This window comes from Prosthecobacter sp. (genome assembly GCF_014879935.1).
Classification (GTDB): domain Bacteria; phylum Verrucomicrobiota; class Verrucomicrobiia; order Verrucomicrobiales; family Verrucomicrobiaceae; genus Prosthecobacter.
In genome coordinates this window covers 1-24141 of sequence record NZ_JACSRD010000224.1, presented here as the reverse complement: position 1 = coordinate 24141, position 24141 = coordinate 1, and the positions used below count along the sequence as shown (strand labels likewise).

The window sequence follows — 24141 nt, the reverse complement described above, 5'->3', positions numbered from 1 at the left end:
TGGCAGAAAGAGATGCCTCCGGTCAATCCCTGACGTAAAAACAAAACGTGCCGGGAAAGAGCGCCACCATCGCCGAACGCCTGCACCCACGTCTGCGGACCTGGGTGAAAAAGGCCTTTCGTGGCCGGCTCACGGAGGCGCAGGAACTCACGCTGCCGCATATCCTGGCTGGAAAGTCGGTGCTGCTGTCCTCACCGACGGGCAGCGGCAAGACTCTGGCCGGTTTCCTCGGCGTGCTGGATCATCTCATCCGCCAACACGAGGCAGGGACGTTGCGCGACGGCATTCATGCCATCTATGTCTCGCCGCTGCGTGCGTTGACCTACGACATCGAGAAAAACCTGCGCCCGCCGCTGGAGGGCGTCGGTTTGAGCGAGGTCATCCGCATCGGCCTGCGCACCGGCGACACCACCAGCGCGGAGCGGGCGAAGCTGCGGCGCAAACCGCCGCACATCCTGCTCACCACGCCGGAAAGTCTGGCGATCATGCTGCCGCAGAAGGCCTTCGCCGAGGCCTTGCAGTGTTGCCGCTTCGTCATCGTCGATGAATTGCATGCGCTCGCGGAAAACAAACGCGGCGCGCACCTGACGGTGTCGCTGGAGCGGTTGGAAGCGAACCATCCGCTCGTTCGCATCGGGTTGTCGGCCACGGCGGCACCGCTGGACCTGCTGGGCCGTTTCCTCACCGGCGCACGGCCTTGTGAGGTCGTGCAGGCCACCAAGGCGCGTGGCCGGCGTGTGGAGGTGCTGTCTCCCGTGCGGCGGGATCCGTATCCACCCTCGGGCTACACGGCGCAGCGTGTGGTGCAGGATGTGGCGGCGATCGTGGAGCGGAACCGCAGTGTGATCGTGTTTTGCAACACCCGCAGCGGCACGGAGAGCATCGCCACGCGATTGAAGGGGGAACTGCCGAAACTGGCCGACGCCATCGAGGCGCATCACGCGTCGCTGGACCGGGATGTGCGCCTGGAGGTGGAGGACCGGCTGAAGCGTGGCGAACTGCGTGCCGTGGTGTGCAGCACGAGCCTGGAGCTCGGCATCGACATCGGCAGCGTCGATTGCGTCGTGATGATTTCGACGCCGAAGGGCATCAGCCGTGCCTTGCAGCGCATCGGACGCAGCGGGCATTCGATTCATCAGGAAAGCCACGGCATTCTCGTCGCCACGAACATCAACGACCTGATGGAATGCGTCGTTTGCGCGGAGATGACGCGCGATGCACGGCTGGACCCGGTGCGCATCATGGAGAAGCCGCTCGACGTGCTGGCGCAGCATCTGGTGGGCCTCGCGATGGAGGCCCGGTATACGCCGGAGGCGTGCTTTGAGCTGATTCGGAGTGCCTTTCCGTTTCAAAGTCTCACACGCGAGGAGTTTGACCGCATCCAGCGCTACCTGGAAGGCGGTGGCCGCTCGCTGGAGCGGCAGTATCGCGAGACCTTCGGGAAGATTGCCGTGCGTGACGGCCTGCTGGTGACGCCGTCCGCCAAAGTGGAGCGCGAATACCTGGCGAATGTCGGCGTGATTCATACCGAGGGCATGGTGAGTGTGTGGCTGGGCAACCGGCGGCTGGGACAGATCGAGGAGTCGTTTTTGAAGCGGCTGAAGGAAGGCGACATCTTCGTCCTGGCCGGCCGCACGGTGCGTTTGATCGAAACCGGTGTGATGGAGATCAAGGTGGAGGATGCCAAAGGCCGCATGCCCACCGTGCCGCAGTGGAACGCGAACAAAATGCCGCTGACCTCCGGTCTGGCGCGTGAATCGGCCGCTCTGCGCACCGAACTGGCCGCACGGCTCCCGGCGCAGGATGATGAAACCATCGCCGACTGGCTGGTGGAGCGGTTTGTGATCTCCACCACGAACGCGCATGCGATTGTGAGGCACTGTCGCAACCAGCTTCAGGTTTCCTCGATTCCCACCGCGCACACGATGCTGATCGAGCGGTTCCACGAACGCAACGAGGGCGATCCCGACGACGCCGGCCTTCTGCACTTCTTTTTCCACAGCCTGATCGGCCGTTCGGCCAATGACGCGCTGTCACGCATCGTCGCGCAGCGTTTGAAGACCGCCGTGGGCGGAAATGCGCTGGTCACCATTGACGATTACGGCTTCCTGCTGACCCTGAAGCCGTTTCAAGACCTGGAACTGGAGGCTTGGCGGGAATTGTTCGTCATCCAGGACGCGGAGCGTGATTTGTCGGCGGCTTTGAAGGATTCCTCGCTCGTGCAGTGGCAGTTCCGTGGTGTGGCGCAGACCGGATTGATGGTGCCACGCAACCGTCCCGGCCATGAACGCCGCATCAAGCAACTGCGGTGGAGTTCGGAGGTGCTGTTCCGCGTCCTGTGCCAGCATGAGCCGGATCATCCGCTGCTGGAGCAGGCCCGACGGGAGGCCGCTCACACATTCCTGGATCTGCCACGTGCCCAGGACTTTTTGAAGAGCGCGGAGACGCTGGAATGGCGGTTGAACCCTGTCCCGGTCGTCACGCCGTTTTCCTTCGGCATCTTCGCCACGAAGATCAAGGAAGGCCTGATGCTCGAAGATCCCGAAGAGGCGATCGAACGGCTGTGGCGCGAGTTTGAGCGGAAAACGGTAGCGCAGAGATAAACAGGGCCGGTCTCTGCTTGATGACACGGGAAGACGCGTTCCGAAGCGGCTGGCGTTAAGAATCCGGCATTTCAGAGTCAGTTCATGTTTATGTCTGGCTGACAAGTTGCTTGCATCTAGGTGGCGAATCCTTCAGAAAGGCGGCGGAGGCCTAAAATACGCCCTCAAAATGACGCCACACGTTGCTTTTCATGCCCCTGGCTTCCCCACCACGATGTGGAGCGTGGTCGTCAACGCGCATGCGGTGGATGAAAGCGTGGCCCTCCAGGCGCTGGAAAGGATGGCGCGGGCTTACTGGCAGCCACTGTATGTTTTCTTGCGCCAGCGCGGTTCTCCGCATGATGAGGCGTCTGATGCGGTGCAGGGCTTTTTTGAGCATCTGCTGAGGCGTGAGGTGCTGCAGCATGTGACGCGCCGTGAGACGCGCTTTCGCACGTTTCTGCTGACCTGCTTCACCCGCTGGCTCAGCAACCAACGGCGGGATGCGCACGCGCTGCGGCGTGGCGGTGGCGCGGTGATGCTGCCCATTCACGAACTGCCTGTCGAAGAGCTGCCTGCCGATGTGCTGGCGGAACAGCTTTACGATCGAAAGTGGGCGCGGACGCTGTTCGATCTGGCGCTGAGGCGGCTGGACGAAGAAATCGAGGCGCGTGAGGAGCGGCGGGACTTTTTTCAGGAGCTGAGGCGGCGCGTGTGCGGTCCGCTCAGCGGGTCTCCCCAGTGGGACGAAGTGGCCGGCCCATTTGGCATGAGCATCGTGGCGGTGCGGAAAGCGGCGCATGACATGCGCCTGCGCTTTGCGACGCTCTTGCGGCATGAGGTGCGGCGCGTGGTGGGCAGCGATGCCGATGTGGATGGCGAGCTGCGGCATCTGGCTGCGTTGCTGGCGGGGTAACATGACGCATTCCTCGGTGTTCATATTGTGAAATGAACTCAGCAACCCCAACCTCGCCTTCGGGTGAAACTTGCCCTGCATGTTCAAGCCGGCTCGAGGCAGACGGCGTGTGTCTGGCGTGCTTTTTCAACGAGGCGGTGGAGGCGGAGGACACACCCTCGGAGTCCGTGGATGGTGGCTCCGCGCGCGTTTTCTCACGGGCAGGGCCGTTGCCGCTGCCATGCGAGTTTGCCGGCTACCGGCTGCTGCGGGAGATCGCCAGCGGCGGCATGGGCGTGGTTTATGAGGCCGAGGACTCTGAGTTGAAGCGCACGGTGGCGCTGAAAATGATCCGGCTGGCCGCCTTTGCCCGGCAGGACGAGATCACGCGCTTTCGTGCTGAGGCGGAGATGGCGGCGCAGCTCGAGCACCCGAACATCGTGCCAATCCACGATGTGGGAGAGAGCGATGGCATCCCATTTTTCACCATGCGGCTCGTCGCGGGCATGTCGCTGGCGCAAAGGCTGTCCGAGGCGGGCGAACCGCTGTCTCCGCACGAGGCGGCCATCATCATGGTGAAGACCGCGCGCGCAGTCCAGCATGCGCATGCGCGCGGCGTGCTGCATCGTGATCTGAAACCGGGGAATATCCTGCTGGATGAGCGCGGCGAGCCGCATCTGACGGACTTCGGCCTGGCGAAGCTGCTGGACGATGACAGCATGCTCACACGCACCACCGCGCAGCTCGGCACACCGCATTACATGAGCCCGGAGCAGGCGGCAGGACGTGTGCGGCAGATCACGACAGCGAGTGACGTGTGGGCGCTGGGTGTGCTGCTGCATCAGCTGCTCACACTGAGGCTGCCCTTCACTGGCGAGAGCAGCGCGGAGATCATGCGCCAGGTGACCGATGCATCCCCCGTGGCACTCGATTTGCGGGGTATGAACGCGGACCTGGCCACACTGGTGCAGCGCTGTCTGGAGAAGGAGCCGTCAAAGCGGCCGCCGAGCGCCGGATTTCTCGCTGATGAGTTGGAGCGCTGGCAAAATGGCGGAACGATCCTCTCCCGGCCGGTGGATGCGTGGGAGCGCGGATTCCGCTGGGTGCGGCGGAACAAGGCCCTCGCGGCGGCGGTCGCCCTCACGGCGTCGGGTCTGGTCGTGGGCAGTGGCGTGGCCTTGTGGCAACGGCAGCAGGCCGTGGCGGCCCGTGATCAGGCGCGGCGTGAGCTCAAAGACGCCGAGGCGGTCACCGGTCTGATGGTGGAGATGCTGAAGGTGTTCGATGACCAGCACGGCGGGCCGGTCACCACCAAGGACGAGATCGTGACGGAGTTTTTGAAGCAGGTGGAGGCATTCGAGGGCGATCCACGGCGGCAGATCGCCCTCATCACGAGCACCGGCACCCTGCTTGAGCAGGAGGACAACTCCCGCTGCTACGAGAGAGCCGTGGAGATCGCCCAGCGCACGCTCCCGCCCGATGACCCGCAGATCTGGTATCTGCGCTGGCGCGCTGCCAGCACGAAGCCAGGCAGTTACAACAGAGACGGCAGGCTGATCCCGGAGCTGCGCACGGTCTATGAATGGCACCGTGACCACCTGGGGCTGGATGATCCACAGACCATCCGGGCCATGGAATCCCTGGCGAGGCGGTTGGTTGTCACCGGAGGCGAGGTGGAGGCGTTGGGACTGCTCGAAAAGGTCAGAGCCGTGATGGAACAGCGTCCTGAGGATCCCCCCGTTTCCAGGGTGAAGTTTGACAACATCTACATGCAGGCCCTGTTTAGAAACGGCCGTCACGAAGAGGCATTGTCCTTTGGGCGGACGAATTGCAGGCGCGCCGTCCACGAGATCAACCCCGAGGTTTCACACGAAACAGCCCGTTTCTGCCACATGCTGGCGAAGGTCAGCCATGAGTTCGGCCAGACGGCGGAGGCAGTCAGGCACCTGCGTCAGGCGCTGGACATTTACTGGAAGTTTGAGGGTCCGGCCAATCCAGGAGCGATGGAGGTCCTGAGCTACTTGCTCGCCCTGGAGGAAGCGCTGCACGATGACGCGGGGCTGCTCGCCACGCAGCGAGATGCCCTGCGTGCCTTCGACATGGCTCTCGGCCCCTCCCGCTCCGAAACCCAGCAGCAGGTGGCCAAGTATGCGCAGACTCTCGTGGAATTGGGCCGCGTCGCGGAGGCCGACGCGCTCTTCACCCAGTGGCTCGACCGCCTGCGCGGCGGCGATGGCACGCTCGTGCCCCAGGCAGCAAAGCTGGAGCAGCTCCTTGCGGAGCATTTGAAGGCGACGGGGCGGTGAGAGTTGGCTGAAAAAAGTTTCAGAACGCGGGTAACGCCGCAGCAGAAGCCGTGTGGATCTCTTGTGAGCACTTTTTTCTCATGGCCAAAAATATCATTCCAATTGATGAGACGAACGTCGATGCCGGGCCGCTCGAGAGCGCCGAGGCACGCCGGCTGTCCCAGGAGCTAGATGACATCGCAGACACGAGTGACACGGACTCGCAGCCGCCTCTGCGCCGCAGTGAGCTGATGGCGCGGCCGGCGGAGGCGGACGGGTCCGAGGTCACGAGGAAAAAGGCCACTCACTGGCCTGCTCCGCAGGAGGATGTGCCGACGGACGCTGAAGCGCTGCAAGACTCCGCTTCTGAACGGACGAAAAAAATCCGCCGCGAGCCGAAGCCCCGGGCTGTGGAGCCTGCCATGCCAAACTGCAACGTGGAAGACATACGCAAGGCGGTCAAGGAAGCGATGGACAAGCCCAAGTCCGCATCGGAGCAGCTCAAAGGGGGGCTCGAGACCGTGGGCAAGGCGCTGAGCCTGGTGAACAAGCTGGCGGGCAAATGCAACTACAGCTGCACTGTCGTGGTGGACGTGATCAACAATCTGGGCGGCATCACACTGGAGCTCGTGGCCCAGTCCTCTTCCAAGACGCACGATCATTCCTGCGGCATTTTCCAGACCGCGCCCGATCCCTTCATTGGTGCTGGCTCAGGCTGTGCCATCATGACCTCTTCGCGCGCTGGTAACTACGACAACTACAACGGTGTCATCTACCGCGCGGAAGTCGACAGCAGGTTCTTTTACATCACGGTGGCCTGGGCGTTCCCTTCCGTGTCCTTGTTCGGAAAAGGCAGCCGCTATCACCTGCAAGTGAGCGAAACCCTGGGAGACAGCCTCAAGATGCTGGAGAAGGCATACTCCGAAGGGGAATCGGGCAAATTTGACACGACTGTGGAGGGTGAGGGAGCGGGCTTGCCGATCAAGGCCGTCGGTTCCTTTTCCGATCCGCGCATCACCGTGTTCGTTCGCCCGAATTGACGAGTCCCCGCCACCTTGTTGCAACCCTTTACTCCTTTGCTCTTACCATGGATCCTGCCACCGCCGTCGGCATCGCCACAGCCGCCTATGAAATCGTGGACACGATCGACACACTGGCGGCCAACGCCTTTAAAGAGTGTGCGATGACCGTTCAGGTCGTCAACTTGTGCAGAGACGTGAAACTGCTGCTGACTCACCAATCCCAAAAGGGAGACGCTGGTGTGGAGGGGAAGTTCTTGGGAGACCTGCAAGGGAAGGGGCCGCCGCCGTTGGAATTGAAAGCAGCGGCTGACCTCCTTAAGCCGCCGCCAGCAATGGTCTTCCAGTCCGGCAAAAACAACTATGAACCGTCAGGCAATCGCAATTTTGTCATCTACGAGGCCAAAAAGCCTGGCTTCAAATCTATCTATCTCCGCATCGCCTGGCATGTGCCACTGGTAGGCGACCACACCTCTTACTTCGTGCGCTGGCAGCCCGCCTGGGAAAAGAAGAACCGGCACGAGGTCGTTGCCTGGGAGGGGGACTTTAAGGAAGACAATGTCTGGAAGCGAGCGCAAGTGCCGCCAGGGCCTGACTGGTATGACATCACATCCCGCTTGGACCTCGAAGCGCGGGGATCGAAGAGCCAAAGCCTCTTCGGCATTCAGCGGGACACCTGCCGCCTGCACCCGGAAAAACCGGCACCCCAGGCTGATCCCGGTGCCCATGTCCCTGCTTTGACCGTGGTGGGAACCTTTGGCATCGCTCCTTTGAAAATCATCATTCACGAGGAAAGCCTGCGTCCGGATGATCCCCGCTGCCAAGACCGCGAAGTGCAGCGCACAGAGAAGCCTGCATGCTGAAGGCAGCCACACGGTGGGAGCAAGGAACCTTGAAACCTGAAGTCCCATCAACTCAGTCACCACAACCTCAACACACACATCATCATGGACGGTAAATACATCGGAGAAATCGTTTTGTTCGCAGGCACGTACACCCCAGAGGGCTGGATGGACTGCGATGGCAGATTACTTGAAGCCCAGCAGCATCAAGCCCTTTACTCGATCATTGGCAATACATACGGAGGGGATGTGCGAAGGTTTGCCCTTCCTGATCTTCGCGGACGCGTACCTGTGTGCATCGGTGCGGGACCGGGGCTCAACCCTGTGAGTCTTGGCAAGAAGGACGGGGCGGAAGCGGCGGTGATCACCGTGGACCAGCTTCCTGTTCACAAACACGATCTGAAAGTGGTCGGCAAAGTAAGCCTCTCGGTCTCAAAGGAAGTCGGTGACACCAATGACCCGACCCAGGGAAATCCTGCGGCGGTGTCCGTGGACGTGGCAGATCCGGGTGGTGGTGGCTCTTTGCCTTCCACAATCATGGCATACAAGAAGGGACCATCGACCGATAAACGAGAAGTGGCGTTGGAGTCCACTGGAGCCAATATTGAACCAGCGGGAAGCGGCAAGCCCGTTTCGCTACGGAACCCATACCTGGGGGTGAGGTATTGCATTGTGGTTGATGGTGAATATCCGCCCCAACAACAATAGTCATCTCCGATGTGAACGGCCTGGCGAATTGCCATTCTTCGTCCTCATGGGGAAGCTATGGCAGTTCGTTTTCGGCCATAGGCCACCAGCATCCGAAGGATTCTTCAAAGACTCATGAAAATGATCATGAACCTGCTCCCACTCACGCAACGTGCATGCCGGGCACGCCTCCAATGGCTGGGAGGAATCGTGGCATTGTTTTTAACCGCCCTCTCCGCTGAAGCCTCCAATCCGATCAAGCTTTACGTGGCACACGGCAGCGCGACATCCTCAGCCGACCGTCTGGACAAGGTGGATATTGACGGCACCAACGTGACGACACTGGCAAGCGACGCGGCCAATTTCAGCCAGCCTGAAAACATCCAGATCGACTACGCTGGAGGCTATGTTTTCATGAACGATGGTAACACAGGCAAACAAGTACTGCGGTTTAATCTGGATGGAACTGGCAGAACGGTTCTCTACAGCGTCACCCACACGGGACAGGTTCGTCAGATGGCTCTCGATCGGGACAATCAGAAGATTTACTTCATCACCCAGAGCACCACGAGTGCGGATGACCGCATCGTGCGGATCAACTACGACGGCTCCAATGAAACGACGATCGCGTCCGGTGCCGTGAGCAGCAGCAATCTGGTGACCAATCCCACTGGGATCGCGATCGACACCGAGAGGGGTTATTTATATGTGGGGGACAACTTCAACACCCCGGCGAGCAACCTGGGAGTGGTGCGCTTCAACCTCGACGGCAGCGGTCGCACGCAATTGGTGTCGGCGACCGATGCTACGTTTGGTGGGAACGTGGTGATCTTCAACTACATGGCGGTGGATGAAGTCACCGGCCAGCTCTACTTCTGCGCCGGCAGTTCCGTCTCCAGCAACGACCGGGTGATGCGGGTGAATTCAGACGGCACCAATTTGACCACTCTCTACAGCAATTCCACGAACTTCACCCAGGCGGTGAGCATCGCCATCGACGTCTGCAACAACTACCTGTTCGTCGGGGACTCGGCCATCACTGCCGCTCCAGGTCCGGTGCTGCGGTTCAGTTTGGATGGAAGCGGCGGAAGGACGCAGATCTCACAAGGATACGCCAACCAAAGCACCGTGAACGGGCTGGCGATCTATTCGGACGCCCCCACGCTTTCAACGGTCGCCAACCAGAACATCAGCATGGGCGGCTCCACTGGCGCTCTGGCAGTGACCGTCGGTGACACCTCGGGTGAGACACCGGTGGGCAGCCTGATCCTGAGCGCCAAGTCCTCAAACCAGACGTTGATTCCGAATGGGAACATCACCTTGGGAGGTTCCGGGGCCAGCCGCAGCATCAACGTGGTTGGTGTCGCAGGCCAGACCGGCTCCTCCACCATCACGCTCAAAGTCTTCGATGGTGCCCGCACGACCAAGAACACTTTCACCGTCACTGTGGCCGCAGCAACTTCTCCCACCGTTACCACGCCCACCAGCGCGAGCATCACCGGCACGGGCGCGACGCTCGGTGGCAATGTGACGAGCGACGGCGGCGCGACAATCACCGGGCGCGGCGTGGTTTACTCGGTGACGAGCACGAACAGCAACCCGCAGATCGGCGGCACCGGCGTTTCGCAGGCCAGCACCAGTGGCACCACCGGCGTCTTCACCGTCAGCAGCGGCACGCTTTCTCCCGGCACGGCGTATTCCTTTGCGGCCTATGCCATCAACAGCGTGGGCACGAGCTACAGCAGCGTGGGCACCTTCACCACACTGAGCGCCAACGCTGATCTCTCCGCACTGAGCTTCAGCGCGGGAACGATCTCCTTCAGCGCGGGAACGACGAGCTACAGCTTCAACGTGCCGAATGCGACGGCGAACACCACGGTGACTGCGACACGCTCCGAAGCCAATGCCACGCTCCAGCTTCAACTCAACGCGGGTGGCTTCACATCGCTGACATCGGGCACCGCCAGCGGCAGTCTGTCCCTCAACGTCGGAGCCAACACCGTGGATGTGAAAGTCACGGCGCAGGATGGCACGACGATCAAAACCTACACCACGACGATCACACGCGCTGCGCCGCTCTCGGCTCCGACCGTCACGACACCGACGAGCGCCAGCATCGCCGGCACAGTCGCGACGCTCGGCGGCAACGTGACCAGCGACGGCGGGGCGGCGATCACGGAGCGCGGCGTGATCTATTCCGTCACGAGCACGAACAGCAATCCACAGATCAATGGCACCGGCGTGACCAAAGCCAGCACCACTGGCACCACCGGCGTCTTCACCCTGAGCAGCGGCACGCTCACACCGGGCACGGCGTATTCCTTTGCCGCCTATGCCACGAACAGCGTGGGAACGAGCTACAGCAGCGTGGGCAGCTTCACCACGTTGAGCGACAACGCCAATCTCAGCAATCTCGCCATCAGCAGCGGAACCCTCTCTCCAGTCTTCGCCAGCGTCACTATCAGCTACGACGCCGCAGTGCTGCGTCCCACCACCAGCATCACCGTCACGCCCACTGCCGCCGAAAGCCACGCCACCATTCAGGTGCGCATCAACGGCGGCAGCTACGCCAGCGTCACCTCTGGCAGTCCGACCAGCAGCCTCCCGCTCAACCTCGGAGCGAACACCATCGACGTGCTCGTCACCGCGCAGGATGGCACCACGACGAAGACCTACACCACCACCGTCACGCGCTGGACCTACCTGCAAGGCTGGCGCAACCAATACTTCGGCACCATCGACAACAGCGGCAACGCGGCGGACACGGTGACGCCGCAGCATGATGGCATCGCGAACCTGATGAAGTTCGCGTTGGGGATGAACCCCACTGTGCCGGGCCTTCAGCCAGTTACCTTCGTGAAGAATGGCAGCACACTGGAATTTAGCTACCCGCGTAGTGTCGAGGCGACGGTGGAGTGCACCTTCATCGTCGAGTGGAGCGACACGCTCATGCCGGGAAGCTGGGACACAGCGGGTGTGAACGAGCAAATCCTCAGTGACAACGGCACGCTGCAGCAGGTGAAGGCCACGCTGCCCGCAGGCAATCCCGTGCGTCGCTTTGTCAGGCTGCGGGTGACCAATCCGTAAGGTGTGGAGGCCGCCATTGATCGAGCGGAGGTTTGGAACAGCCTGGCGGGGCCGTGCTGGCCTCCCGTATCAGGCACTGAGCGCCACGCGTGATGCTTCAGCGTTCAAATGGCCAAAGCTCTATCCCGGCCGGGGGGGCGGCAACTCGGCTTCGAGGTTCAGTTGTTGAACGCGGATGAGTTGTCGTCTGCTGGCGGCTCGCCGTTGTTTTTGACGCGTTCGACGAGGCGTTTGATGCCGTCGCGGGCGAAGTCGCTGGGCGGGTGCATGCGCTTGGCCTTGAGATACCAGGCCAGGGCGGAGCCGATTTGCTGCTTCTCCTCGTGTTGACGGGCGTTTTCGATGGCGCTGACGAAGTCGCTGGCCTTCACGCCGAGATCGGCGCGCAGTTTGCTGAGGACGGGGTCGTCCGGGTATTGCTGTGCTTCCTTTTCGACCTTCTCCCACGCGGCGGGCGGGCTGCTGGAGGCGATTTCCTTCGCTCCGCCGATGATGAGTTCGAGCCTGCCCATGTCCTTGAGCACTTTTTCGAGCTGGTCCTTGCGCGTGGGGTCGTCCTGCACGGCGACAGCGAACTGCACTCGCTGCTCGGCGATCTGGCGGTAGTTGCGCTGGCTGATGAGGCGGTCGAATTCCATCAAACCCTGCGATTTGAAGTCGGTGGACTGCATCATCTGCTCGCTCAGTTGCGTGAGGCGAGGATTCGTCGGCCAGATCTCGGCGGCGGCTTTCATGGCGGCCTCCATGCCCTTGGTGTCACGCACGCCCATGGCGGCGGTGGCGTTGTTGACCTGCAGGTTGCTCAAATTCTTCGCCGTGGTGATGGCGGCGAGCGGTTTGGCGTATTCGAAGTCCTCCGAAAGGCTGCGCAGGTCGGTCACCACGGTCTCGGCGCTGGCGTAGTCCTTCATTTCGAGGAAGCCGAGCAATTTGTTCTTCTTGCGGACGAAATCGAGCACCTTGGTTTTCTCCGTCATCGGCAGGCGGCGCACGCGTGGCAGGTATTCGCCGACGCCGAAGGCCTCCAGCAGGCGGTTTCCGGCGCTGTCGATGTCGCGGCGGGCGAGCAGGTTTTCAAAGGAGACGAGCGCCTCATCGACGCTGCGGATGGCCTCCAGCGAGAGGCCGTCGATCATGCTGATGGTGGGCGGCACGCCGAAGCTGCTGGAGAGCATCTTTTGCACGTCGCTGTCCTTGTCGAGCTGCAGGATGCTGTCGCCATCCCGGAAGAGGTTGGGGTAGAATCGACAGGCGATGACGGCATGCTCGAAGCGGCGCTGGAGGAACATCTGAATGATCAGCGCCTGGAAGGTGGTCTTGCTGGTGATCTCCGAGAGCCCCGCGGCCGTCTCGTTGAGCTTCATGCGCGCCTCGATCTCGGCGATGCCTTTGATGTACTCGGAGGTGCGGCCGACGCTGGCGCTGGTGGCGATGGCGTTTTGATTCGCCTGCTGCTGGCCCTGGGCACCACTCTTGGAGCCGCTGCTGCTGCCGCCGGAAGGAGCGAGCTGGGCGTTGTTCAGGCCCATCTCGGCGTTCCAGGACAGCGTCTTGCGACGGTCAAGCATGGCCGCATTGGCCGCTTTCAGGTTCTGCTGCTTGCGTTGGGACAGCCACACGTCCCAGATGGCGTTGGCGATGGAGTTGCACAAGCCGCCATCGATTCGGTAGGTGCCGGCCTCGGGCAGCAGCGCAAAGGCCTTCATGGGGTCAGGGCCGGGTTTGTTCGTCGGCGCGAGGAGCTGCTGAATCTGCGCCATGAGATCGCGATAGGCCTGGTCCTCGGCACTGTTCGCCTCCGGCGTCGTGAGATAGGTCTCAAAGCGCGACCGCATGAGGCGGTTGTTCGTCACATTCCACAGCTTGCCGTTGAAGGCCACGTTTTCGCTGCCGGGGTCCATCATGGGCATGTTGCCCAGCGCCGTCTGCGTGTCCGTCTGGCGGTCGGACGCTGAGCCGGGGACCATGTTGTAATTGTTGTTCGACGTGGTGGTCGTCGGGGCGGCGGCCGGCTGTCCACCACCGGGGATGCCCGGCAGCACCTGGGCATGGACCAGCGCGGAGGAGGTGGCCGCGGCGAGGAGGGCAAGGCGGAACGGGCGTTTCATGGGAGGAGGCGGTTAGACTTTGAGCAGTTCGAGCACTTCGAGCACGCCGTTCTCCTGAACGCGCACCTTGAGGGCGTAACGTTGCCCGCGCTGGATATTGGCGCCCTGATAATCCGGCGGCACCCAGACGGGGACGAAGGTTCCAGTGCCGGAGCCGTCGCTAATCTGCACACTGAAGAGGCGGCCGTCGGCGCTGCGCCATTTGTCCAGGCGGTCATCCACGATGCCTTCGATCTTGTAAATGTTCCCGCTGAGCGCCGTGGCGTTTTCGAGAAACTCGTTCGTGCTGAGCTCTGTGACGCCCGTCATCGGGTCGGTGGCACGGTTCATCAGGGCGAAACCGCCGCCGCCGATGACTGCGAGGATGGCGAGCAATCCCAGCCAGTGGGCGGGGCGGACTCCGGATTGGGCACGTCGGGGCATCGGGAAAGTCGGTGGAGGTTTGTGGGACTGGGGCCGCCAAAAATCGGCGGTATTTGCTGGCTGTCCAATTCAAGATGGCGCAGCCTGCCGCCCCATGAGTGGTCCTTTCAGAACTGGTATCCGCACTTACCGCGATTCGTTTCAGGGAATCGGCTGTGGTGCCGGCTGCATGATCCATCTGGTGCTGCTCAGCATCGTCAGCGTGGCCATGCTGGTCTGGGCCATCAAGATCCGCGTGTGGGAGCTGACCTTCACCGTGGAGATGCCGTCGAAGGCAACGAAAGAACCGGCCGCGGAGCCCGAACCGCCGCCGCAGTGACACGCGCGGCCGTTTCCCAGGGGCACCGCAGGCTGTCCTTCTCCTCAATGTCAAAGAACTTGCCGCCGACGCCCCAGGCCAGGTCCGTGCGCGGCAGGATGCCATCTCCGCCGATGTAGTAGCGGCTGAAGAGGAAGTAATTCTCCCGGTGCACGCCCGTGCTGGTGCCGGCGGAGAAGATGGAGGCCACCTTCAGGCTGAGCGTGCCGGCGATGCCGTGCTTCTGCTGCATGTAGTTGCGGAATTCCGCCTCGTTCGGGTTGGTCAGCGCCAGGATGACGAGCAGTGCGACCAGAAGAAACACGATGAGTCTCATGGTGATGACGGGGTGGGAGTGAAGATGACGTGACGGCCTCTGCGCGGGATTTCCGCACGATTTCCGCCCGCGTCTTACTCGATTCCATGTCGCGTTTCCAGCCTAATGAGGGCGTTCTTTTCGCGTGGCTTGCCAGAGCTGCCCTGAATCAGCTCTTTTTGCCTGTGATCAGCCGCGCACCCTGCGTGCGGGTGAAGTAGGACCACACCCAGATCAGGAAGACAGACACGCGGTTGCGGAAGCTCATGAGGAAGATGAGATGCACGAAGACCCACGTCAGCCAGGCCGGGAACCCGCTGAACTTCGCGAAATGCAGGTCTGCCACCGCCCGATGACGGCCGATCGTCGCCATGCTGCCGCGGTCCGAGTAGGAGAACTTTTTCAGCGGCCGCCCTTCGATCAGCGCCAGGATGTTGTGCGCCGCATGCCGTCCCTGCTGCATCGCCACCGGCGAGACACCGGGCAGCGGCTGGTTGTCCTTCCCCAGGCAGAAGGCGGTGTCGCCAATGACATAAATGCACGCTGCTTCGGGCAGGTTCAGCATCTCCGTCACGTGAATGCGTCCGCTGCGGTCAAAGCTGCCCGGCAGCGCCTTCACCAGCGGGGATGCTTCATTGCCTGCCGCCCAGATCACCGTGCGCGCGTGGATGAAGCCCTCCGGCGTGCTCACGCCTTCCGCCGTCACATCCTGCACGCGGACGCCCTGCTTCACGCTCACCTTCAGGTGGCCCAGTTGATCCTCCGCCTTGTGGGAAAGCCCGGTGTCGAAGGCCGGCAGCAGACGGTCCGACGCATCGATCAAAATCACCTGCGCCTCACGCGGATCGATGTGCCGGAAGTCGCGCACCATCGTCTCGCGGGCGATTTCGGAGATCGCACCCGCCATCTCTACGCCTGTCGGCCCGCCGCCGACGATGACGAAGGTCAGCAGCCGCTCACGTTCGACCGGATCGGTCTCCACCTCCGCCTTTTCAAAGGCCAGCAGCAGCCTGCGGCGGATCTCCAGCGCATCTTCGAGCGTCTTCAGGCCCGGGGCGAAGGCCTCCCACTCCGGCCGGCCGAAATAGCTGTGCCTCGCCCCGGTGGCGACGATCAAAAAGTCGAAGGGCACACGATGCCGGCCCGCGATCACGAACTTCTTCGCCAGATCAAAGCCGGTCACGTCCGCCATCAGAACCTCGATGTTCGCATGGCGGCCCAGGATGCCGCGCACCGGCTGCGCGATGTTCGCGGGCGAGAGACCGGCCGTGGCCACCTGATACAGCAGCGGCTGGAACAGGTGATGATTCTCACGGTCGAGCACCGTGACCTGCACCGGCTGCCCGCCGAGGGCCTTCGCCGCCGCCAGACCGCCGAAGCCGGCACCGATGATCACCACACGTGGGTTGGGGGAAGGTTCGGCGCTCATTTCGGTGATCCTCACGGCTGTCGTGGCGGCCTGCATGCTGATCTCACTGCAATGTGCCGCCCGTTCACCACGTTCAACGCGTCCCAGCCATGATTCGCGCCTTCCTATTTCTCCTGCTCGTCATTTCCACCGCGCACGCCGGCATCGCCGGAAAGCGTCCGAACATCATCTTCATCCTGACCGATGACCAGGGCTACGGCGACATGAGCTGTCATGGCAATCCGGTGCTCAAAACGCCGAACATGGACCGCCTGAATGCCGAGGGCGTGCATTTCGAGGACTTCTGCGTCAGCCTCACCTGCGCGCCCACACGCTCCGCGCTGCTCACCGGCCGTCACGAGTTCAAAAACGGCATCACCCACACCATCCTCGAGCGCGAGCGCCTCACCCCGGACGCTACCACCCTCGCGCAGGTGCTGAAGACGGCGGGCTACACCACCGGCATCTTCGGCAAGTGGCACCTCGGCGACGAGCCGGAGTACTGGCCCACCGCACGCGGCTTTGACGAGATGTTCATCCACGGTGCCGGCGGCATCGGCCAGACCTATCCCGGCTCCTGCGGTGACGCCCCCGGAAACAAGTACTTCGACCCCGCCATCCTCCACAACGGCACCTTTGAGAAGACCAAGGGCTACTGCACCGATGTGTTCTTCGCCCAGGCGAAGAAGTGGATCGAAAGCGTGAAGGGAAAGCAGCCCTTCTACTGCCACCTCGCCACCAACGCGCCCCACGGCCCCTACATCGCCCGTCCGGAGGACAAGGCGCTCTTTGACGGCAAGGTCGAAGGCGACGACGCCGCGAACTTCTTCGGCATGCTGCACAACATCGACGACAACATCGGCCTCCTGCTCGCCAAACTGAAGGAGTGGGGCATCGAAAACGACACGCTCGTCGTCTTCATGAATGACAACGGCGGCACCGCCGGTGTGAAGACCTACAACGCCGGGCTGCACGGCTCCAAAGGCTCCCCCTGGATGGGCGGCATCAAAGCCAGCAGCCTCTGGCGCTGGCCGGGCGCTTTGAAGCCTGCGCCCGTGGGCAAGCTCTGCGCCCACATCGATTTCTTCCCCACCCTGGCCGAACTCGCCGGTGCCACTCTTTCCGACAAGGTCAAAGCCCAGGTCGAAGGCCGCAGCCTCGTGCCCCTGCTCGAAAACCCCGACGCCGAGTGGCCGGACCGCCAGCTCTTCACCCACGTCGGCCGTTGGGCCAAGGATGCCGACCCGCAGAAGTTCGAATTCACCAACTGCAGCGTCCGCACCGCCCGGTGGCATCTCGTGAACGCCAACGCCGCCCGCGGCGGCACCCCGAAGGCCAACGCCAAGGGCAAGGCCGCCAAAGCCAAAGGTGGCGCGGCCAAAGCACCCGCCGCGAATGCGCCCAAAGACGGCTCCGCCATCGTCCGCGCCGGTCCCGAGCCGATGACCGCCACCTGGCAGCTCTTCGACCTCCAGGCCGACCCCGGTGAACTGACCGACGTCGCCGCTGCCCATCCCGACATCGTCCAGCAGCTCTCCGCCTCCTACAGCCAGTGGTGGGACAGCGTGCAGCCCATGCTCGTGAACGAAAAAGCCCCGCTCGCCCCGGAGAACCCGTTCAAGACGTTGTATGAAAAGCAGTTTGGCGTGAAGTGAGGCGTTCTTCGCCTCGTGGGTGGCCTGCCAATGGATGCCACACGTTTGGGGCGATGTCGGAGGAGGCTGCCGTCTTTTCCAAACGGTGTTCAAACTCGTGGACCAGCCGTATCGCCCTCAATGACGGCAGCCTCACCGCCCATGCCTCCACTCCCATGACCACCAGACACCGCATCTTCACGACGAGCTTCGCCAGCGTCTATCCCCTCTACGTCGCCAAGGCAGAGAAGAAGGGGCGCACCAAGGCCGAAGTGGATGCCATCATCCGCTGGCTCACCGGCTACAGTCAGCAGGAGCTGGACGGAGTGTTGAAGAAGCAGACCGACTTTGAAACCTTCTTCCAGGAAGCTCCCCGGATGAATCCATCACGCCTGCTCATCCAAGGGGTGGTCTGCGGCGTCCGCGTGGAGGAGATCCACGAGCCGACCATGCGGGAAATCCGCCACCTGGACAAATTGGTCGATGAACTGGCCAAGGGGAAGGCGATGGAGAAGATTCTGCGCGCCTGAGCAGGTGCAGTGAGGCCGTGGTCTCGGCCAATGGGAGTGCCAAGGGCGCTCAGGATTCCGGCCCGGGTTCAGCCCACGTCATCGGACGCAGCCTTGGGAAGTGATGACGTGACATGGACTGCGGCAGCCTGCTGCCGCTTTCGGGAGGCCAGCCCGCTGGCCGCCCAGTCATGGCAGAGGATCGAGACGTCTCGGAGCCAGCTAGGTCGTGAGGGGATGAGGCTGCCGCCGTCCATGCTCCAGAGCTGCCGCTCCCCCGGGGCGGTGAGGCCGGAGACGGTTCGCAGTCGCCAGACTCTCAAACAACCTTCCGAGCACCTCGATCCGCTACGTCGACACCACAAAGATCCGTCCTGACACCCCGTGCAGCGACCGCAAGGCCTCACAGAACGGGCCGGCTGACTTGTTCCATCGGGGGCGATGCCTGCCACGAGGCTCGCACCTGCCGTCACGCATGGATCCAGAAGCCGGTGGTGTATTTGGCGGGGGTCCACCAGGGCGAGTTCTTGGTGACGTAGTTGTGATTCGTGCTGCCGGCCTGGCTTTCCAGCGGCACCACGACGCGGCCTGAGGCATCGCGTTTCGCCTGTTTGCCGGGCAGTTCCGGCACGATGGCAGTGATGTGGCCGTGTCCCTGGCTGTTTTTGGCCACGATGATGGAGACGCCGCCGTTGTTCGCGTGGGCCTGCAATTCGTCGAGGTCCTTCGCGGCGGTCCAGCCAAAGTGGCCGCCCCAGTCGCGGAACCACTGGTAGAGCATGTTCGCGGTCAGTTCGTCCACGGTGTCCTCATACTTGATGACCACGGTGTGGCCGAGCGTGAGCTCGTGGATGCCCTTCTGCGTCCACCACACACGCGGGATGTAACACTGCGCCAGGCAGGCGTAGTCGTAGGCGTAGATGTTGCAGTAGGTGTTCTTGCTGTCCGGCAGGTGGCGGGCGGATTTTTCGGGATTCAGCCAGGCGATGATGGCGGCGAGTTCCTGGGCACGCTTCGCGGCGGTGCCGCCGGTGCGGGCCGGGGCGCCGGATTCGTTCAGGCGCCAGATGCGTCCGGAGGTCTCGGCACGTTTCACGGCCCGGTTGTTGGGATTGGGGAAATGCACCTCCACCACGCCGGCGGCGGTCGCTGGCTGCGTGGGGACGGCGGCGATCTCCGGCTGGCTTGGGGCCACGAGCGACGCCACCGGGCTGAGAAGGCCGGCGGCGATGAATCCTGTGCGGCTGCTGCCGCCTTCATCGATGCTGACCTCCCACCAGTCCAGCGAGGCCGATTTGGCGACAAAACGCACCAGCGTGCCCTGTGGATAGGCGGCGATCTGGTTCTTGCTGCTTGAAGAGCTGGCGGATGAACGCAGCCAGAGGCCCGAATCGGCGGCGATGCGGAACAGCGCCCCAGGTCCGGCCGGCGGTGCCATCGGCGGCGGGGCGACAGGGGTGCCGGTGATGATTTCCTCAATGACCGGCACGGCGGGCGGGGAGACGAGGTCGAATTTGTCGAGGAAGCTCCACTTCTTGCCATGCACCCAGCCTTCGCCGACCGCGAGGGTGGCTTTGCGGTTCGCCACGTCCCACTGCCATGCGGCGGCGGCCTTCTGGGCGCGCAGGATGGCAAAGATGAACAGCCGCACGATCTCCAGGGCGGCGGAGGCGAGCATCGACCGCCACAGCGGCACGTTTTTCTTCGCGTCGTCGTAGCCGCTGGTCTTCTTCGGCACGGAATCGACCCAGGCCAGCGCCTTGGCGACGGCGGCGGCGGGGTCGCCGCCGATGTAGGCATCGACCACGGCGGCGGTGACGCCTTTCAGGCTGCCATTCTGCGCGGCGACATCGAAGAACAGCGCAAACTCCTGGAAACTGCCGCTGCCTTTCCAATCCGCGACCCACTGGTCCGTGAGGGCGCCTTCGGTGACCTCGGCATGCTCGCGTTGCTTCACGATCATCCGGGCGCTCTTCCAGAAAGCGGCCAGTTCGCTCCGGTAGGGCTCGATGACTCGGTGCTTCTTGTCGCTCCAGTTCACCACCACGGCCATGCCGTTGGCGATGCTGGCATTGATGACCTTGATGTATTCGCCGCCCTTCTTGGGCATGAGCGTGAGCAACTCCGCGGTGCCGTGGGCGGCGATGTGGTTCCGCACGACCCTCTGCTGGTCGCCGGCCTTGATCGTCTTGCCGAGTTGCCCGCAGGTCAGGCCCTCGCCGTCAAAATTGCCCGTGATGTTGGCCCAAGGATCAGAGCCTTCAAAGCCACCGGTGATCAGCATCGCTCTCTCAAGGAATTGCGGATTCATGCGCCGATGACATCCGGTTCCGGGCTCTTAGTCGAGCCAAATTTCCTGCCACAGCGGCCGGCTTGTGGCGGCTCGTTCATCTTCAACGACCTGCGGCCACAAAAAAACAGGTGGTCGGCGCCGACCACCTGCTCGTGTGTGATTTGAACTCACGCCGGGGCGTGAAGCTGGATCAAATATACTCGTTCACGAGGTTCTCCAGCATCTCCTGACGGCCGCTGCCGAGGAGGGGCTCGCCATTGGCCAGGGCGTAGGCCTCCAGCTCGTCAAAGCTGGTGCTGCCAGCCTCGACCTTGGCACCGATGCCGGTGTCGAAGGTGGCGTAGCGCTGCTGGATGAAACCGGAGAGTCGGCCGTCCGCGATCATGGCGTGGGCGATTTTCAGGCCGCGGGCAAAGGCATCCATGCCGCCGATGTGGGCGTGGAAGAGATCGACCGGCTCGAAGGATTCGCGGCGGCACTTCGCGTCGAAGTTCAGGCCGCCAGTGGTGAAGCCGCCCATGCGCAGGACTTCCAGCATGATCTCGGTGGTGAGGTAGATGTCGGTGGGGAACTGGTCGGTGTCCCAGCCGATCAACTCGTCACCCGTGTTCGCATCGACAGAGCCGAGCGCGTTCGCGGCGATGGCCACCTGCAGCTCGTGGCGCATGGTGTGGCCGGCGAGCGTGGCGTGATTCGTCTCGATGTTCAGTTTGAAGTGATCCAGCAGGCCGTATTCGCGCAGGAAGTTCAGGCACGCGGCGGAGTCGGAGTCGTACTGATGGGTGGAGGGCTCACGCGGCTTCGGCTCGATGTAGAACTGGCCCTTGAAGCCGATCTTCTTCTTGTAATCGACGGCCATGTGCAGGAAGCGGGCGAGGTGGTCGAGTTCGCGCTTCATGTTCGTGTTCCAGAGGGTGGCGTAGCCTTCACGGCCGCCCCAGAAAGTGTAGCCTTCACCACCGAGGCGGTGCGTGACGTCCATGGCCTTCTTCACCTGCGCGGCGGCGTAGGCGTAAACGCCGGCGTTCGGGCTGGTGGCCGCGCCCTGACAGTAACGTGAGTGGGCGAAGAGGCAGGCGGTGCCCCACAGGAGCTTCTTGCCGGTCTGCTTCTGCGCTTTCTCGAGCTCGTCGGCCACGGCGTCGAAGGCGGCGTTGCTTTCCGCCAGCGTGCCGAGCTCGGGAGCGACATCGCGGTCGTGCCAGCAGTAGTAATCGACACCGAGCTTGTCCATGAACTCAAAGCAGGCCCACACGCGGCGCTGCGCGTTGGCCACGGAGTTGCTGCCGTCATCCCAAGGACGCTGTGCGGTGCCGCCGCCGAAGGGATCGGACAGCGTGTTGCGCATGGCGTGCCAGTAGGCGACGCCGAAGCGCAGGTGGTCGCGCATCTTCTTGCCGCCGACGACTTCGTCCGCGTTGTAGTGTTTGAAAGCGAGCGGGTTGCGGCTCTTCGGCCCTTCAAAAGGGATTTTGGGGATGTCTGGGAAGGCTTCGTTCATGGTGGGGCGGGAAAGGGAGTCGGAACGCGTGGAAGTGCAAATGCTTCGTCAGGCCGCGGCAGGACATGTTTTGGGTCGAAATGGACGGTGGCGGGGACGGAATGACGAATGACGAATGACGAATGACGAATGGTGGGCGTGCCCGGGGCATTCGACATTGTTTACAATGCCTTGCGGTTCGTCTCCTCCGCCAGCCACACCGAGATCAGCGTGATCACGGCCATGAAGATGAGATAAACCGCCACCGGCCAGGGTTTGCCGCCGCTTTGATCGAGCAAGGCCGTGGCGATGAGCGGCGCGAGCCCACCAGCGAGTGGTGAGGCAAGCTGATAGCCGAGGGAGGCGCCACTGTAGCGCACGCGGGTGCCGAACAGCTCTGAAAAGAACGCCGCCTGCGGACCATACATGGTGCTGTGAATGATGAGGCCGAGCGTGACGGCCAGCCACAACATGCCGGTGGTCTTCAAATCGACCAGCCAGAAGAACGGGAACGCGAACAACACGACCAACAGCGTGCCGCCGAGGTAAACCGGACGGCGACCGACGCGATCCGACAACCAGCCAAAGATGGGAATGACGAAGAACTGAACCGCGGAGCCGACGAGCACGGCCTGGAGCACCTGATCCTTCGTGAAACCCGCCTGCTGCGTGGCGTAGGTGAGCACGAAGGCGGTGATGACGTAGAAGAAGGCGTTCTCGGCAAAGCGTGCGCCCATGGCGATGAGAACATTGCGCGGGTAGCGCCGGATGACCTCGAAGATGGGCATCTCGGCCGTGGCGTTGTGTTTTTTCGCCTCGGCAAAGACGGGACTCTCCAACACGCGCAGACGGATGAACATGCCGACGCCGAGCAGCAGGATGCCGATCAGGAACGGAATGCGCCAGCCCCAGGCCATGAACGACGGCTCCGGAATGATCGACGACAAGGTGCGGAACACGCCCGTGGCGATCAACAGGCCGATCGGCACGCCCGCCTGCACCCAACTGGCGAGAAAGCCGCGCTGGCCCGCCTTTCCATGCTCCACGGCCATGAGCACCGCACCGCCCCATTCGCCACCGACACCGAGTCCTTGGACGAAACGCAGCAGGACAAGCAGCACCGGCGCCAGGATGCCAGCTTGATCATACGTGGGCAGCAGGCCGATGCCGAAGGTGGCGAGGCCCATCATCATCAGCGTGGTGACGAGCATCGACTTGCGACCGATCTTGTCGCCAAAATGACCGAACACGATGCCGCCGAGCGGCCGCGCGAAGAAGCCGACGGCGTTCGTCGCGAATGACGCCATCGTCGCTGCGAGCGGGTCCATCGTCGTGAAGAACAGCTTTCCAAACACCAGCGCCGATGCGGTGACGTAGAGGAAAAAGTCATACCACTCGATCGTGGTGCCGATGAAGCTCGCGAGGACGACGCGGCGGGTGTCGGAGGGCTGGGACATGATTCTTTAAAATAAAAGTCGTCGCAGCATTGCCTGGAACCGGTCGCATAAGCCAGCACGATGTTTTGTTCCGATGGAGGTGCTGCGAGTGTGGTCGGCGAGAAGAATGCCATCACGGCCTGCGTGCATGGTGATGCGGGCCAAAGGCCCGGAGGACTCAGCCCAGGGCGCAAGCCCTGGGATGGATCCGAGCGATACGATCATCGTCGTTGCGCTCTGAAGGAGCGCAGGAGAAGGATCGCCAGCTCTCCATGCCTCAATCTCTCGCCAAAATCTACGTTCACCTGATCTTCAGCACGAAGAACCGGGAGCGTGCAATTCCCGATGATCTGCGCCCGAATTTGCATGCTTACATGGGCGGAGTGCTGCGCGATCTCGGCTGCACTGCGGTCGAGATCAACGCGGAGCCGGATCATGTGCACCTCCTGTTTCTACTGTCACGGACTGAGTCGTTGAGTGACATTGTCCGTCAGGTGAAGACCGGATCCACGAACTGGCTTAAAGAGCAGCGGGCTGTTTTGAGTGCCTTCCATTGGCAGAATGGTTATGGAGCGTTCTCAGTGAGCCAGTCGGCAGTGGAGGAGGTGCGTGAATACGTCCGAAACCAGCGTGACCATCATCGCGTGATGACGTTTCAGGAGGAGTATCGCAAGTTTCTCATCCGATATGAAGTCGGGTTTGATGAACGATATGTTTGGGATTGAAGAGGAATCTCCTGCGCTCCGTTGGAGCGCGACCTGCTGAAAATGTGGAGTCTTCGCTGTCCTGAGTGGGTATCGAAGGTAGCAGCGGCGAAAGCGGAGTGGTAGGAAGAGGGA

The 24141-nt window shown here is 62.5% G+C and carries 18 protein-coding genes; 11 read left to right on the top strand and 7 right to left on the bottom strand.

The window, feature by feature from the left end; genetic code table 11:
• Positions 1-47 precede the first annotated feature (47 nt).
• The 7 genes from IAE77_RS26120 (at position 48) to IAE77_RS26090 (ending at position 11397) form a co-directional block, all read left to right on the top strand.
• Entirely contained in the window at positions 48-2603 is a 2556-nt protein-coding gene (locus IAE77_RS26120) for a DEAD/DEAH box helicase (protein WP_294233147.1), read from the top strand.
• 169 nt (positions 2604-2772) lie between these two features.
• Positions 2773-3498 carry a hypothetical protein gene (locus IAE77_RS26115; protein ID WP_294233143.1) on the top strand — a complete coding sequence of 242 codons (726 nt, stop codon included), beginning with the start codon at positions 2773-2775 and terminating at the stop codon, positions 3496-3498.
• 107 nt (positions 3499-3605) lie between these two features.
• The gene (locus IAE77_RS26110; RefSeq protein ID WP_294233140.1) at positions 3606-5783 is read left to right on the top strand and encodes a serine/threonine-protein kinase; all 2178 of its coding nucleotides are present in this window, start codon (positions 3606-3608) and stop codon (positions 5781-5783) included.
• 401 nt (positions 5784-6184) lie between these two features.
• Positions 6185-6802, top strand: coding sequence for a hypothetical protein (locus IAE77_RS26105; RefSeq protein WP_294233137.1), 618 nt, complete (start codon positions 6185-6187; stop codon positions 6800-6802).
• 95 nt (positions 6803-6897) lie between these two features.
• Positions 6898-7644: a hypothetical protein gene (locus IAE77_RS26100; protein WP_294233134.1), complete on the top strand. Its 747-nt coding sequence runs from the start codon at positions 6898-6900 to the stop codon at positions 7642-7644.
• 84 nt (positions 7645-7728) lie between these two features.
• A complete protein-coding gene (locus tag IAE77_RS26095; RefSeq protein WP_294233132.1) occupies positions 7729-8331 on the top strand; it encodes a tail fiber protein in 603 nt (200 codons plus the stop codon).
• A 126-nt stretch (positions 8332-8457) separates the two neighbouring features.
• Positions 8458-11397 carry a cadherin-like beta sandwich domain-containing protein gene (locus IAE77_RS26090; protein WP_294233129.1) on the top strand — a complete coding sequence of 980 codons (2940 nt, stop codon included), beginning with the start codon at positions 8458-8460 and terminating at the stop codon, positions 11395-11397.
• Positions 11398-11555: 158 nt separating this feature from the next.
• Here the strand turns inward: IAE77_RS26090 and IAE77_RS26085 are convergent, their stop codons facing one another.
• Both IAE77_RS26085 and IAE77_RS26080 read right to left on the bottom strand, forming a co-directional pair.
• Positions 11556-13505 (bottom strand): hypothetical protein, encoded by a 1950-nt coding sequence (locus IAE77_RS26085; RefSeq protein WP_294233126.1) that lies wholly within the window; start codon positions 13503-13505, stop codon positions 11556-11558.
• Positions 13506-13517: 12 nt separating this feature from the next.
• The gene (locus IAE77_RS26080; RefSeq protein WP_294233123.1) at positions 13518-13928 is read right to left on the bottom strand and encodes a hypothetical protein; all 411 of its coding nucleotides are present in this window, start codon (positions 13926-13928) and stop codon (positions 13518-13520) included.
• Between the two features lie 94 nt (positions 13929-14022).
• Here IAE77_RS26080 and IAE77_RS26075 point away from each other — a divergent pair, with 94 nt between their 5' ends.
• Complete coding sequence (locus IAE77_RS26075) at positions 14023-14247, top strand: hypothetical protein (protein WP_294233121.1); 225 nt, start codon at positions 14023-14025, stop codon at positions 14245-14247.
• On the opposite strand, the gene IAE77_RS26070 is transcribed toward IAE77_RS26075, so the two are convergent.
• Positions 14180-14563 carry a hypothetical protein gene (locus IAE77_RS26070; RefSeq protein ID WP_294233119.1) on the bottom strand — a complete coding sequence of 128 codons (384 nt, stop codon included), beginning with the start codon at positions 14561-14563 and terminating at the stop codon, positions 14180-14182. The genes IAE77_RS26075 and IAE77_RS26070 overlap by 68 nt on opposite strands.
• A 148-nt stretch (positions 14564-14711) precedes the next feature.
• Complete coding sequence (locus tag IAE77_RS26065; RefSeq protein WP_294233116.1) at positions 14712-15986, bottom strand: NAD(P)/FAD-dependent oxidoreductase; 1275 nt, start codon at positions 15984-15986, stop codon at positions 14712-14714.
• Positions 15987-16060: 74 nt separating this feature from the next.
• Here IAE77_RS26065 and IAE77_RS26060 point away from each other — a divergent pair, with 74 nt between their 5' ends.
• Together IAE77_RS26060 and IAE77_RS26055 are read left to right on the top strand one after the other, a co-directional pair.
• Positions 16061-17605 carry an arylsulfatase gene (locus IAE77_RS26060; protein ID WP_294233113.1) on the top strand — a complete coding sequence of 515 codons (1545 nt, stop codon included), beginning with the start codon at positions 16061-16063 and terminating at the stop codon, positions 17603-17605.
• Positions 17606-17760: 155 nt separating this feature from the next.
• Positions 17761-18114, top strand: a complete 354-nt coding sequence (locus IAE77_RS26055) for a DUF2200 domain-containing protein (protein WP_294233111.1) — start codon at positions 17761-17763, stop codon at positions 18112-18114.
• A gap of 448 nt (positions 18115-18562) precedes the next feature.
• Here the strand turns inward: IAE77_RS26055 and IAE77_RS26050 are convergent, their stop codons facing one another.
• The 3 genes from IAE77_RS26050 to IAE77_RS26040 form a co-directional block, all read right to left on the bottom strand.
• Positions 18563-20404 (bottom strand): hypothetical protein, encoded by a 1842-nt coding sequence (locus IAE77_RS26050; RefSeq protein WP_294233109.1) that lies wholly within the window; start codon positions 20402-20404, stop codon positions 18563-18565.
• 172 nt (positions 20405-20576) lie between these two features.
• On the bottom strand, positions 20577-21887 hold the full coding sequence (xylA, locus tag IAE77_RS26045; RefSeq protein ID WP_294233106.1) for a xylose isomerase: 1311 nt from the start codon (positions 21885-21887) through the stop codon (positions 20577-20579).
• Between the two features lie 161 nt (positions 21888-22048).
• The gene (locus tag IAE77_RS26040) at positions 22049-23323 is read right to left on the bottom strand and encodes an MFS transporter (protein ID WP_294233103.1); all 1275 of its coding nucleotides are present in this window, start codon (positions 23321-23323) and stop codon (positions 22049-22051) included.
• 251 nt (positions 23324-23574) lie between these two features.
• Between IAE77_RS26040 and tnpA the strand changes: the two genes are divergently transcribed.
• Positions 23575-24027, top strand: a complete 453-nt coding sequence (tnpA, locus tag IAE77_RS26035) for an IS200/IS605 family transposase (protein WP_294233100.1) — start codon at positions 23575-23577, stop codon at positions 24025-24027.
• Positions 24028-24141: the final 114 nt, after the last annotated feature.